A 13,959-nucleotide genomic window follows, 5' to 3' on the forward strand; every position below is an offset into this window, starting at 1 on the left:
CCCGCGCTGTGACACGGAGGGGAAAAGAAGTTGGCGGAGACGATGGACCGGACCCCGGACCGGAACCCGGACCGGACCCCGGCGGGGGCCGCGGCGGCGAGCTACCGGCCGCTGCTCTTCTCGATCGCGTACGGCATGACGGGCTCCGTCGGCGACGCCGAGGACCTGGTGCAGGACGCGTTCCTCGGCATGACCAAGGCGCAGCGGGCGGGCACGGTGATCGACGCGCCCAAGGCGTATCTGACGACGGCCGTCACTCGCCTCGGCATCAACCACCTCGGCTCGGCCCGGGTGCGCCGCGAGACCTACGTCGGGGACTGGCTCCCCGAACCCCTCGTCACCCATGAGGACGCCCCCGCCGAGCACGCCGAGCTCACCGACGCGCTCTCGATGGCCCTCCTCGTCCTCCTCGAAGCGCTCTCGCCCATGGAGCGGGCGGTGTTCGTGCTCCGCGAGGTCTTCGGCCACGACTACCCCGACATCGCCCGGAGCACCGGCAAGAGCGAGGCGAACTGCCGCCAGATCTTCGCCCGCGCCCGCCGCCGCATCCCCGCCGACGCCACCGCCCGGCTCCCCCGCGAGCGCCGCGCCGAGGGCGCCGAACTCGCCCGCCGCTTCTTCACGGCCGCCGACGGCGGCGACCTCGACGCCCTGCTCGGCATGCTCGCGCCGGACGTCGTCTTCCACGGCGACGGCGGCGGCAAGGCCCAGGCCATCAGCCGTACGGTCCACGACCCGCACCAGACCGCCGCCCTGCTCGTCGCGGGCTTCCGCCGCCTCCGCACCCTCGGCGCGACCCTCCGCCCCGCCCAGGTCAACGGCGCCCCGGGGATCGTCCTGTACGACGCGGAGGGCCGCGTCCTCAGCGTCGTCGAACTCCACCTCCAGGACGGCACGGTCGGCGCGATCCACTCCCTCACCAACCCCGACAAGCTCACCCACCTGGGCCCGGTCTCCGACCAGGGCCTGCTGCCCAGGTTCCGCTGAGTCTCACCCGAATGACTTGATGGTGTTCCAGTTCACGCTCAGGACGACCTTGGCGGGAGCGTTGGTGTTGGTGGTCGAGGGATAGTAGACGCTCATGTGGCCGTCAGAGGTGAACCGGGCCCAGATGTCGGGGACTCCGTCATTGTTGGCGTCCGGGATGCCGATAGCCGAGGAGATGGCCGCCTCCGTCCAACCGGTCCCGTACGAGACATCTCCGTTCAGCGAGTTGGCGGCGAGCATGAGCGAGTTGAGGTCCACGCTGCCGGCACCGGCCGCGCCGGGCTTGCCGTGGCGGACGTTGATGGCGCCGTTGTCGAGGTCTCGCCACAGCAGGTCGGGGGTGCCGTCCCTGTTGATGTCGGCGACGTTGACGATGTCCCGGCGTCCCCAGGCTCCGCCGTTCATCAGGGTCGCGCCCTCGAAGGTGCCGCCGCTGTATCCGGACAGGAACCAGAAGGCGCTGCCGGCGCGCAGGAAGAGGTCAGGAAGCTTGTCGCCGGTGACGTCGCCGACGGCTTTGATCTGGGTCCAGGTCGAAGGCGCGGGCGCGTTGGCGGGGAGTTCGATTTCCAGGCGGTCGTCCACGTTGAAGGTGCCATAGCCGTCGCCGGGGTAGAGCCAGAAGCCGCCGTCTGGGGTGCGGGCGAACAGGTCGGTGGAGCCGTCGCCGGGGTAGGCGTCCTGGTAGTGGGAGATCAGAGCCGCCTTGCCGGTGGCAGGGTCGTACCAGTGACCGGCTGGGTTGACTTGCTTGTTCTTGCCGCCGTAGGAGCCGGGCATGCCTGCGTAGAGCTCGCCGCCGAAGGTTCCCGACATGGTCTGCAGGTTGCCGTCGGCATCGATGATCAGCAGGTCGACGAGGCCGTCGCCGCCGACGTCGCCGGGGCCGTCGGCCCTGTCCCGGGGCTGGACGTAGAAGGTGTAGTCCCTGCGCATGCTCTGGTTGCCGACGCTGTCGAGGGCGTAGACCTGGAGCCCGTTCGGGCCGGCGTGCGGCGGGCTGAGATTCGTCACGGTGGCAGATCCGCCACTCGCAGCGATCTCCTGGTATCCAAGGCCTTCGAAGCCGTACTTGAACTTGGTGGCCTCGGGCGAGGTGAAGGTGATGGAACCGGTGCCACCGAACTTCACTGTGGCCCACGTCGCGCCGTCGGACGTCGCAGCCGGGAAGACGTCGCTTTCGACCTCGGGCCGAGAAGGCGCGGAGGCATCGATCGTGATGCGGCAGGGGTCGGTGCCTGCGGGGAACCAGGTGGACATGCTGCCGGAGGTGTCCTCGGCGCGCACGTCCCACGAGTACGTGGCCTTGTCCTCCAGCGAGGTCGAGGCGACGACAAAGGATGCCTTGCCGCCGGACAGGTTCGTTACGAGCGTGCCGGCGGGAACCGTGCCACCGGTCTTCCAGAACCGGAAGCGCAGGCCCTTGAGGTTGCCGTCAGGGTCGGTCGCCGTGGCGGAAAGAGTGATGTTGGTCTTGCCGATCTGCACGCCGGTGCCGCCGGGGACACAGGCGCCACCGGGCGACGAGGAGCCGCCGGTCGGTTCCTTGGGCGGCCTGTTGTAGTCGACCTCCAGCGTCGCAGAGGTCGCCTGGAACTTGCGCCAGGTCTGCACGTCCGACTCGCTGGTGGCCCTGATGCCGAAGGTGAGCGACGCCCAGCCGCTGTCCGCGCCCTTCTGCGCGGCGGCCTTCACATCAAAGGCCTCATATGCGTCCGCGCAGGAGGTCGGCGACCAGCCGTGTGCGAACGACTTCTTCTGGAGCAGGGTGGACCAGCTCGGTTGCGCGTTCCAGGTGGTACCTGAGGAAATCGCGCCGGTCATGTAGAACTGGAACTCGCGCGCCGTGCAGGACCAAGAGTGGTTGTTGAGGACCTTGAACGTCGCCCGGCTGATAGTGGCGCCCTTCAGGCTGCTGGAGTAGCCCATACGCCAGAACGAGCGGGCCGTACCGCCCGTTTCGCTCTCGTATCCGACGCGGGCGTCGGACGTGCCAGTGCTGAAGTTGGTTCCATTGTAGAAACTCGTGTTCGGGTACGGCTTGTAGGCCGTCGTCCAGGCCTGCCAACCGCTGATGAGGGTCGGGTCGACGAAGACGGGGAACTTGGTGTCCTCGTCGGCGAAGAGTCCGGCGCCGGCCACGTCCATGCTCAGGCGCGCGCTGCCGGTGCCGGCGCCCTCCAATTGGAGATTCATGGGCGCCTGACGGGCCCCCGGCTCCATCCCGGACAGGCCGTGCAGCTTCAGCACATCCTCAGGGGTGGCCACGGAGTCGGCAGACTCGGGCGCGCCGCCTTCCGGGTCCTGGCCACTGGAGTCCCAGGTGAAGGGCGTGGGAACCGACCCGATCTGGCGGCCTTCCTTGTCCTGCACGATGACACGATCGATCTCGCCATCTCGCCGGAAGAGCGCCGTGTCGGAGCGCAGCCCGTACGACACCCTGGCCAGTGCGCTGTTCTTGGCCGCCTCGGGCGTCTTGACGATGAGCAACTGGGCGAATCCGCCCTCCTGGCGGGCCACAACAAGCAGGTCGACGCCGGAAAGCACTTCGGAGTAAAGGGCACGAGGGCCGTCGAGCACGGGCTCGGGCAGCGGGCCGGGCCATGTGTAGGTGATGATGTGCCCGTTGAGTTCGGCCTCGGCAAGAACGCTGCTGGCCGGGGTGTCTTCGGCCCGGGGAGCCAGGGGCGTACGGGCGTAGGCGCGGGTGACGCGGGTGCCGCCCGGGGTGCCGTTTGAGAAGCGCACGGGGAAGGCGGGGTTTACTGGTGCGATGCCGAGTCCGTGCGGGTTCTTGGCGGCTCGCTTGAGCGTGGTGTCGATCGGTGCCCAGTGTCCGTCAGCGTTCTTTGCCCGCTGAGGCAGGGCGGCGATCTGGGTGCGGAGTTGGCCGTCGGGGAGGGCCCACGTCAGCTGCGTCGCGGTAGTTGCAGCGTCGACCAGGACCTTCTTGCCGCTGCGCTTCGCTGCCGCCATGGCCGCGGCTTCGTCGCGGGGGGCCGTGGAAGCCTGCTTCGCCTCGGCTGGCAGCTTCTTCGCGGCTTCCGGCGGGACATCGGGTTGCCACCATGGCAGGAGAGCCGCGGTGACCGCGGCCACGAGGAGGCCAATGGTCACGGACAGCCGTATGCGTGTGCGCACGAGGGGGCTGAGAAGACGAGGCACGGACACGCGGTCTACTCCCATGGGAATCATTCGAATTGACGGCAGCACAGACAGCCCCGTCGGAGCAGCCACACGGGGGTGCGGGCGCCCACACGATCACATGTCTTACACAGGGCGTCCACAGGTGAAGAGGTTGTGAAGTCGTTACTTTCGAGGGGTTCGCCTGAAATCCTGAAGGTTCAGATCCCGTATTCAGGTGGTTTAACGCCCCCACTTTGCAGCCATTCATGGCCCTTTGCGTTATTCGCACCTAAAGATCACCGGTGACGAGATCTTGATCAGGTTGGTTCCGTGATCATCATCACCTTCTCCTCACTCTGTCACCTCGCGCGAGCTTGATCCAAGCACCGTCGGGGACGGAGAGTTCACGCGCCTGCGCCCGCGGTAGGGCGCGCGCTTCAGCGGTACCTCCGTGCCGCTTTCGAGCTTTCCTTTTTCGCTGTTGGGGTGGGAGTCGCCGCGTATGCGTGCTTCAGATCCGCTGTCATGGCTCGGGCGTGGAAGCCTGGCCATGACGGAATCAGTTCGACGGCGCCGGCGGCGAAGCCGCACGGCGACCGTCCTTTTGTTGTCGTCAGCACTGACCGTGTCGACTCTCACCGGGCAGGCGTGGTCTGTCCCCGGCGACGGAATGAGCCGGACGGAGTCGACGGCCCAGATCGACCTGCCCGACCTGCCCAAGACGGATCCAGTTCCCGCTGACCCGGCAGGTGAGACGAATCTCGTCACTCCTCGCGATGAAACCGTCACCACCTACACGCCGGACGCGATCACCCCGTGGCCTTCGGGTGCCGGCACCGTGACCCTGACCCCGGACATGGAGCCGGGGGTGTCGACTGCGCCGGCAACCAACAACCTGCCGGTCAAGCTGGGGGTCCCCGCTGGTGGCGACCCGGCGGGCCTTGCGGGCAGTTGGACGATCGACGTCAAACCGCCAGAGGCATCCCAGGATGCGAACCTCGCGGGTCTGGTCATGAAGTTGACCCCGCCGGCCACGGTGGACCCGACGGCCGAGGTGGCCCTGACCGTCATCACCGACGACTTCGCCGACCGCTACGGTCCGCAGGCGGCCGAGCGCTTCGGTCTGATGCTGTTGCCCGAGTGCGTCTATTCCTCCCCGACCACGGGCGACTGCGCCGACGGCGGTGGCACCGCGCCGATGTCCATGTCCCCGGAGGACAAGGACGTCAGGAACGGCAAGGCGCACTTCCAGCGGCTCTCTTCCACGGTCAAGACCGTCCCCGCGAAGGATGCGCCCGCCAAGTCGGTCGCCGCAAAGAAGTCCGCCACCCGCACTGTCGTCACCGGCACCGTCCCGGTGTCCAGCCTGCTCGGTGAGGGCTTCGTCCCGACCGGGGCAACGAAGGCGTCCTACCAGGGAGATGTCCAGCCAGTCGCCAACACCACCGGCGGCGCCGCGGTCGGCATGCTCGACACCGGCTCCTCTGTGTCCGGCGACTTCACGGCCTCGCCGCTGCTCTCCTCGGGCTCCTGGTCAGCAGGAGCGTCTTCCGGCGCCTTCACCTACTCCTATCCGGTGCAGGTCCCGGAGACGGCCGGCGGTCTGATACCGAAGGTCAACCTGGCGTACTCCTCGCAGTCCGTCGACGGACGCACCTCGTCGACCAACAACCAGGCCTCCTGGATCGGCGACGGCTGGGACTACAACGCGGGTTCCATCACCCGTACGTACACCAGCTGCCGCGAGGACTCCAAGAAGGCCGGCTCCAACAACTCCACGCATCGCACCGCGGACCTGTGCTGGGGCTCCAACAACGCCACCCTCTCGCTCGGCGGCATGACCACCGAGCTGGTCTGGGACAACACCAGGAACGCGTGGTTCACGGCCAACGGCGACGGCTCCAAGATCGAGCAGATCACAGGCGAGAACACGGGCAACGGCGCCAAGGACGGTGAGTACTGGGTCGTCACCACCAAGGACGGCACCAAGTACCACTTCGGCAAGAACAAGCTCCCGGGCTGGTCCGACCACGGCACCGCCGACGACGACCCGACCACCGACTCGGTGCTCACCGTCCCGGTCTACGGCAACCACGCCGGCGAGGACTGCTACCAGGGTCCGACGACCGACGACTGGAAGAACTCCTACTGCACGCAGGGCTGGCGCTGGGGCCTCGACTACGTCGAGGACGTCCACGGCAACGCCATGTCGTTCTGGTGGAAGAAGGACCAGAACTACTACGCGCGCAACTTCAACTTCCAGTCCCCTGTCGCCTACGACCGGGACGGCTGGCTCGACCACATCGACTACGGCCAGCGCAAGAACTCCCTCTTCTCCACTTCGGCGCCCGCCAGGATCAAGTTCGACGTCGACAAGCGCTGCTTCGGCACCCTCACCTGCAGTGACGAGAACTTCGCCTCCAAGGACCCGGATCTGTACCGGCCATGGTTCGACACCCCGGCCGACCTGCGCTGCGAAGCGAAGAAGAAGTGCTGGAACGCCGGTCCGACCTTCTGGTCCGCCATCCGCCTGGACAAGATCACCACCTCTGCTCAGCGAATCGTTGGCAACACCGCCCGACAGGCCGTCGATGCCTACCAGCTCCAGCAGTCCTTCGCCGAGCTGAAGACCGGCCCGAACACCGCCCTGTGGCTGGAGTCCATCCAGCGCACCGGCTACGGCCGCAACGGGACATCAGAACTAGGGATTGATCTCAACCCCGTGCGGTTCGAGCCGAACATCGACAACATGCCGAACCGCGTACTGCGGCAGGCTGAGAACGAGACCGACCCCGCCAAGCTCGACCCGCGCCCTGGCTTCTCCCGGCTGCGAATCCACCGTGTCATCAACGAGTACGGCGGCGAGACCGTCGTCACGTACAACAAGCCGACGGCGGGCTGCGAGAACGGCACGCTGCTGCCCCGTAAGGGAACGCCCGATCTCACTGACCTGCTGAAGTCCAATAGTCGCCTCTGCTACCCGTCGTTCTGGAATCCGGACCCCGAGGTCGAGGACATCGACTGGTTCCACAAGTACGTGGTGACCAAGGTCGAAGAACTTCCCAACATCGACAGCTCCTTCGGCACGACGACCAACTACGCCTACAAGAACCCTGGCTGGAAGCTGGCGGAGCAGGAGTTCACGAAGAGGTCGCAGCGCACCTACTCGCAGTTCGCCGGCTTCGAGCAGACCACCGTCCTCACGGGCGAGGACAACCCCGACTTCAGCGCCAAGCAGACCAAGGCCGTCACCCGCTACTTCCGCGGCATGGGTGACACAGTGCCCGTCACGGACATCACCGGCGCCGAGATCGCCAAGGACAAGGAACCATTCGCCGGCCGAGTCGCTGAGGAACTCACCTACAGCAACGCCACCAAGGCGGACACAGACTGGCTCACCCGGAGTGTCACCGTCCCGGCAGCCACCGAGCTGGCCAAGCGTGACCGCGACGACGGCCTGCCACCGCTGAAGGCCTGGCGCGTGACGGACGTACGGACGATCGCGTACAGCAAGTCCTCGGGCGCGAACGCGGCTGACCCGCGCACTGAGCGATCCGTCGAGACGACGACGAAGTACGACGACGCTTATGGATTGCCCACCGAGGTGGAGTCCTTCGGCGACACCGGCAGGTCCGGGGACGAGTCCTGCACAAAGCTCGAGTACCTGCACCACATTCCCAAACACTTGATCGGGCTGACCAAGCAGGTGCTGGTCTCGCCGACCCTGTGTGCGGCGGCGAACTGGGCTGATCTCACATCCCTGACATCGGCCGGCCGCACCGCGTACGACGGCGGGACGTACGGCTCGCTCGCCATGGAAGCGCGTGGGCTTGCCACCCAGACCTTCTCTCTCAACGGCGAGGGAAACGACTTCCAGCCCGGAGGCACGACCGAGTTCGATGAGATCGGTCGCGTCATCCGTGTGACGGACCCGGACAACAACGCCTCGACGATCACCTACGACCCGCCTACGGGGCAGGTGTTCAAGGTGACCCAGGCCAACGCCCTCGGTCACACCCAGGTCCAGGAGCTCGAGCCCGGGCGCGCCGTGGCTCTGCGGACGACTGATGCCAACGGCCAGGTCAGCCAGGCCATGTTCGACCAGCTGGGCCGCCTCGTCGAGGCGTGGGCCCCCGGCCGCACGCCATCAAGCTCCTCGGTGCCGGATTTCCGGGCCGTCTACACCTTCGCCGGAAAAACGTTCCAGCCCGACCCGGAGGATGCCACCAAGCAGGTTCCCGTTCGTGTCCCCGCCTACATCACCACGTACGCGCGCAAGGACAAGACCCGCCTCGAGCAGTCGGTCACCATCTATGACGGCCTCGGGCGTGAACGGCAGACCCAGGAGGAAGCGGCCGGCGACGGCTGGCTGATCACCGACACGCTCTACAACGGCTCCGGCGAGATCTACCAGACCAACAACGCGTACTACGCCGAGGAGGTCAAGGCCGGCGAGCTGTACCCGCCGCAGCCGGACACGGTCATTCCGAACATCACACGCTACGCGTACGACGGTCTCGGCCGCGTGGTGGAGGAGACGCCGTACCTGAAGAAGGTCGTGAACGCCGCGACCGGCGAGTCACAGTCGGTGGCATACCCGGAGCGGGCGACCCGCTACGAATACGGCGAGGACTGGTCGAAGGTCATCAACCCGCAGGGCGCTTCGTCCTCCCGAGTCTGGACCGACGCCACCGGCCGAACCTCCCGCGTCGAAACGCTCGCTGGCCAGACAGACACTGTCCACACGTCGACCTCATACGAGTACGACGCCCGCGGGCAGATGGTGAAGGCCACCAGCTCCGCAGACCCTGCTCACCCGTGGACCTGGACGTTCGACCACCGCGGCCGAATGGCATCCGCCACCGACCCCGACTCGGGCACCACCCGCACCGCCTACGACCAGTACGACCGCCCCGTGACGGTCACCAACGCCCGTGGCGTCACCGTCTGGAACGCCTACGACGCCGTGTCACGCCCCACACAGCAGCGCCTGGGCGACGACCAGGGCAAGGTGCTTGCGGACCTCACGTACGACACGGCGCCAGGCGGCAAGGGCATGCCCGCCACCGCCACGCGCTACACCGACGACCTGGCCTACGTGCAGAAGGTCGACGGCTACACGTCCGACTACCAGCCGACGTCCACCACGCTGTCCCTTCCGCAGTCGATCGCCGACGAGTGGGGCTTCGCCAAGGACTACACCTACACCTACAAGTACTCCGACACCGGTCAGCTCAAGGAAATGGGACTGCCCGCAGCGGGCAAGTTCCCGGCCGAGCGGCTGATCGTCCGCTACAACAAGGACGGTCTGCCGCTCTCCGTCTCCGGTAAGGACTGGTACGGCTCCGAAACCCGCTACGACCATCACGGCCAGATCCTGCGCTCCACCCTGGGCGCCCAGCCCTACCGCGTCTGGACGCAGGACACCATCGACGAGGGCTCCGGTGAGCTGAAGGAGCAGTCGGTCTACCGCGAGCAGACCGGCGACAAGAGCCTCGTCGGCGGCAACCTCGTCTCTAACCGGGCCTACACCTACGACCCGGCCGGCAACGTCACCTCGATCCAGGAGAAGTCCACGGGGATCGCGGAGCGCCAGTGCTTCGACTACGACCCGATCGGCCAGTTGAAGTCGGCCTGGACCTCCAAGGACCAGACGAGCTGCGTCAACCCGAGGAACCCGGACGGCACGTTCAACAGGAACGCAGACGGCACGCTCCGCGTCGCCGCAGGCGCGGACAACTCCGGCTACTGGCAGGAGTACACCTACGATCTCCTCGGCAACCGGGAGCAGCTGACCGAGAACGACCTCACCGGCGACACCACCAAGAACGCGGTCACCACATACGAGTACGGCGTGGGCACGGCCAAGAGCCAGCCGCACACGCTGACCAAGGTCTCGAAGACGTACAAGACCCCGGCGGGCGCCGAGGTCAAGGCCGAGGCCACCCGGCTCTACGAGCTGACCGGTGACACGAAGTCGATCACCTCGATCGACAACGGTGACAAGCAGGAACTGACCTGGACCTACGACGGCCAGGTCGAGCGGATCACCGGGGCGGGCACCGGCGGGAAGACCCCGTACGTGGGTCTCGGCCAGAAGTGTCTTGATCTCAAGTCCGGTCTCCCTGCGGCGGGCCAACCGATCCAGCTCTATGCCTGTAACACCTCCGTGGCGCAGAACTTCAAGTTCACACCCACCCCTGGCACCGCGTCGGTGCCGCAGATCGACCCCAACAGGGGCTCGCTGACCACGTACGACACGTGGTGCCTCCAGCCGACCGCCAACGCTGCGGGGTCGGCCGTCCAATTGCAGAAGTGCAACGGCAGTGCCACTCAGGAACTGAGGCGCAACGCGGCCGGCCAGCTCACTCACATCGCCTCCGGCCTGTGCCTCGCTGTCCAGGGCGGAATCGACGCGAACAGCACCCCGATCGTCCTCGCCACCTGCGACGGCGCGGCCAAGGCCCAGCAGTGGCTGCCGCAGAACGACACCCGGCACATCTACGGCCCCAACAACGAACGCTTGCTGACGATCCAGGGCAGCCAGGCCACGCTCCACCTCGGTGATGCCGAGGTCACCGTCCAGAGGGGCGGCGTCCTCGTCAACACCCAGCGCACCTACGCCGCACCCGGCGGCGCTGTCATGCGCTACGCCAACGGCACCGGGGCGGACACCCTCGTCGCGCAGACCGCCGATCACCAGGGAAGCGCCTACACCGAGATCACACTCGACAGCTCCGCCGCAGTACGGATCCGCAAGCAGGACCCATTCGGCAACGAGCGCGGTGCGGACACCACAGCGAAGAACCTGCAGTCCCACAAGGGCTTCCTGGGCAAGGACCGGGACGACGCCTCCGGCTTCACGCCGCTCGGCGCCCGTCTCTACGACCCGGCCGTCGGACGCTTCCTGTCCGCCGACCCCGTCCTTGACCTGAACGACCCGCTCCAGTCCAACGGATACGCATACGCCCACAACAACCCCGTCACCTTCTCCGACCCGACCGGCCTCGCAATCAGCCTCACCGCTTCCGAGCGGGCTGCCGCCCTCGCCGGCGCCGGTCTGTCGGCGGCGGAGGTCGCCCAGGCGCAGGCGATGCAGGGCAAGTCCCTGTCGTCAGTGATCCTCTCGATCGCGTGGGAGACGCTGAAGGACTTCATCGGTATCAACGACGCCATGGCCTGCTTCGGCGGCGACATGTGGTCCTGCGGCGGACTGATCATGGACGCGATCCCGTGGGGCAAGATCGGCAAGATCCCGGCGGTCCTGAGGGCCATCGACCGCACGATTAACGCCATCCAGGCCTTCAAGGCCGCCAAGCGTGCCGCGGAAGTCGTCCTCAAGGCAGCCAAGGCTGCCGAAGCAGCCGCTCTCAAGGCCAAGCAGCTAGCAATCGAACGGGCGAAGAAGGCAGCACAAGCAGCAGCGAAGAAGGCAGCCGCAGCAGCCAAGAGAACTGCCGACAAGGCGGTCGAGAAAACCAAGAAGACCGGCAACCCGGTCCAAAAGGCAGCCCAGGGCAAGGCAGCCCCGAAGGTCTCCTCCGCCGGCGGAGGCAAGGGCGGCGGAAAGGGGTCCGGAGGCGGTAAGTCCGGCGGCAGCGCCGGCGGCTCCTCCCGTAGCAACGGCGGATCGAGTGGCGGCTCCTGCCAGAGCCCGAGCAACAGCTTCGTGCCCGGCACTAAGGTCCTGATGGCCGACGGTTCCGCCAAGCCGATCGAGAAGGTCAAGGCAGGCGACAGCGTCGTCGCGACCGACCCGAAGACCGGGGAGACCCGCGTCGAGACCGTCACCGCCGAGATCAAGGGCCAGGGCCTCAAGCACCTGGTCAAGATCACGATCGACACCGACGGCAAGGCCGGCTCGAAGACCGCCCAGGTCACCGCGACTGACGGACACCCCTTCTGGGTACCCGAACTCGGCAAGTGGATCGACGCCACCAATCTCAAGTCCGGCGAGTGGCTGCAGACCAGCTCCGGCACGTACGTCCAGATCGCCGCAATCCAGCGCTGGATAGCCCAGGACGCCACAGTCCACAACCTCACCGTCAGCAACACCCACACGTACTATGTGCTGGCAGGCGCCACTCCGGTCCTCGTTCACAATTGCGGTGGTGCCCGGTTCGAAGTGGATTCCAGCGGGGTTGCGAGTGACCTAGAAAACCCGGTCACTGCCACAGTTCCGTACAATCGGGCTACGCACTACGGTGGCTCTCAGACAAATGGCCCTGGCGGCCAGGCGGCGCGAGCGGCGGGCGAGGGCCAGCCGTGCCCGGAGTGCGGCGCTACGATGACATCAGGAACGGCTCATGCCCCCGTTCCCGAGCATGACCCGCCACTTGTTCTCCACTACTATCGCGGCGGCGGGTCGGAAATGACGAACGCAGAGCGAAGAGCCTACGCAAGGAATGACGGCATCAATGGGGCCGCATGTCAGGCCTGCCAGCGATCACAGGGGGCCGAGATGGCGAAGGTCTCCAAGGCGATAAAGAGGAATCTGAGACTGTGACCGAAGAAGGCGAACGATTGTCGGCCCTTGAGCGGCATGTTCGGAGATTCTGGGATGGTCATATCGTGGAATCTGCCTCCTGGGATCGCGGGCCGATCCTGGAGCGAGTTCCGCACTTCGCCATCTACCAGGTCTACCCTCAGCGTGCTGGTGAGGCATGGGTTTACGTGACAGTCGGGTCCTCTGTGCATGGATCTACAGTCGACGGAATCGAGTTCTTCGTAATGTCTCCCGTGGCTGCCGAAATTCACTCGGAAACGTTGGCAATGGTGAGTCACTTTCACTCGTTCGAGGCTCATCAGTTGGGTGTGGGATCGGTCATCAATATTGGCCGCCCGTGGATGCCAGATTCACGCATGGATCACCTCTTGGTGAGCCTTCCCTATCCCTACGGGCCTGAACTTGAATGGGCTCCTACTGAAGCGGGGGGTGCGCGATTCTTGTGGCTGCTTCCGATCCACAAGAGCGAGGCTGATTTCATCAAGCATGAGACTCTTGATGAGTTCGAATCCATGCTGGACGCGGAAGGCGTAAACGTATTGGATCCCAACAGGAATCCGATTATCTGAGGATATCCTGTCGCTTTACGGATCGCATTTGGAGCCGTAAAGTGATTGGTTCCTTCCGGGATGCCGATAACCGCTACCCGTGGGACTCAGGAAATCACTGTAGGGCCCCGCCAGAAATATGGTCTGGCGGGGCCCTACAGCGGTTTTGACGGCAACGCTGACGGCAACGTCAGCGGACAGCGGTGGCGACAGACGGGTTGCTTGTTCTCCGCCGGTGGGACTGAGGGCGTCGTTCAGGGTGTCGATGGCTTGACTTTGGAGGCGGAGTCATACGTGGACGTAGAAGCTGATGTGGGCGTGGCCGAGGAGTTCCTTGATTACGATGAGGTCGACACCCTGTTCCAGGAGCAGGGTGGCGGTCGAGTGCCGGAGATCGTGGTAGCGGATGCGTCGGAGGTCGGCCCGGTCGAGGAAGCTGCGGAAGCGGCAGGGGATGTTGGCACGTGCTGCGACGTGCCCGAATCTGTGAGGGGTGACGTTCTGCACAGTGTCCTCTCATTCTGTTACGGAGGGTCTCTTGGCCGCGAAGGCGTTCCGGTTTGGAGCGTTGATGCGGAGCGAGAGAACCAACGACGCCTCGGCGTAATCACCTACCAAAAGGACCCAATCAACAGATTCACAGGGTGAGCCCCGGTCGCTCCATGGCTGGAGACCGCACAGGAGGGAATTGAACGCGCGAGGACCAAGCCACTGATCCGGGACGCCCGCGGCATGCACACGATCACTCCCTCGTTGTTGAGATTGGAGGGCTGGAGCGCAACTCCCCCTGGT

The 13,959-nt window shown here is 66.0% G+C and carries 5 protein-coding genes; 3 read left to right on the plus strand and 2 right to left on the minus strand.

The genetic code is table 11. The annotated features are described in order from the left end of the window. The first annotated feature begins 30 nt into the window (after window positions 1–30). A complete protein-coding gene (gene sigJ, locus KV205_RS30465) occupies window positions 31–987 on the plus strand; it encodes an RNA polymerase sigma factor SigJ (RefSeq protein WP_374214748.1) in 957 nt (318 codons plus the stop codon). 3 nt (window positions 988–990) lie between these two features. On the opposite strand, the gene KV205_RS30470 is transcribed toward sigJ, so the two are convergent. Then, window positions 991–4,173: an FG-GAP-like repeat-containing protein gene (locus KV205_RS30470; RefSeq protein ID WP_265867978.1), complete on the minus strand. Its 3,183-nt coding sequence runs from the start codon at window positions 4,171–4,173 to the stop codon at window positions 991–993. Between the two features lie 610 nt (window positions 4,174–4,783). On the opposite strand from KV205_RS30470, the gene KV205_RS30475 reads away from it, so the two are divergent. Together KV205_RS30475 and KV205_RS30480 are read left to right on the plus strand one after the other, a co-directional pair. Then, entirely contained in the window at window positions 4,784–12,619 is a 7,836-nt protein-coding gene (locus tag KV205_RS30475) for a ricin-type beta-trefoil lectin domain protein (RefSeq protein WP_265868013.1), read from the plus strand. Continuing rightward, window positions 12,616–13,188, plus strand: coding sequence for a suppressor of fused domain protein (locus tag KV205_RS30480; protein WP_265867980.1), 573 nt, complete (start codon window positions 12,616–12,618; stop codon window positions 13,186–13,188). Before KV205_RS30475 ends, KV205_RS30480 begins: the two co-directional genes overlap by 4 nt. A gap of 267 nt (window positions 13,189–13,455) precedes the next feature. Here KV205_RS30480 and KV205_RS30485 read toward each other — a convergent pair whose 3' ends face one another. After that, the gene (locus tag KV205_RS30485; RefSeq protein WP_374214749.1) at window positions 13,456–13,674 is read right to left on the minus strand and encodes a tyrosine-type recombinase/integrase; all 219 of its coding nucleotides are present in this window, start codon (window positions 13,672–13,674) and stop codon (window positions 13,456–13,458) included. Window positions 13,675–13,959: the final 285 nt, after the last annotated feature.

Source organism: Streptomyces sp. SKN60, assembly GCF_026236535.1.
In the GTDB taxonomy this organism is placed as follows: domain Bacteria; phylum Actinomycetota; class Actinomycetes; order Streptomycetales; family Streptomycetaceae; genus Streptomyces.

Excerpts from the sequence above, each read along its gene's own strand:
- KV205_RS30470 (WP_265867978.1), bottom strand. The coding sequence starts at position 4,173 with ATGGGAGTAGACCGCGTGTCCGTGCCTCGTCTTCTCAGCCCCCTCGTG.
- KV205_RS30475 (WP_265868013.1), top strand. The coding sequence starts at position 4,784 with ATGAGCCGGACGGAGTCGACGGCCCAGATCGACCTGCCCGACCTGCCC.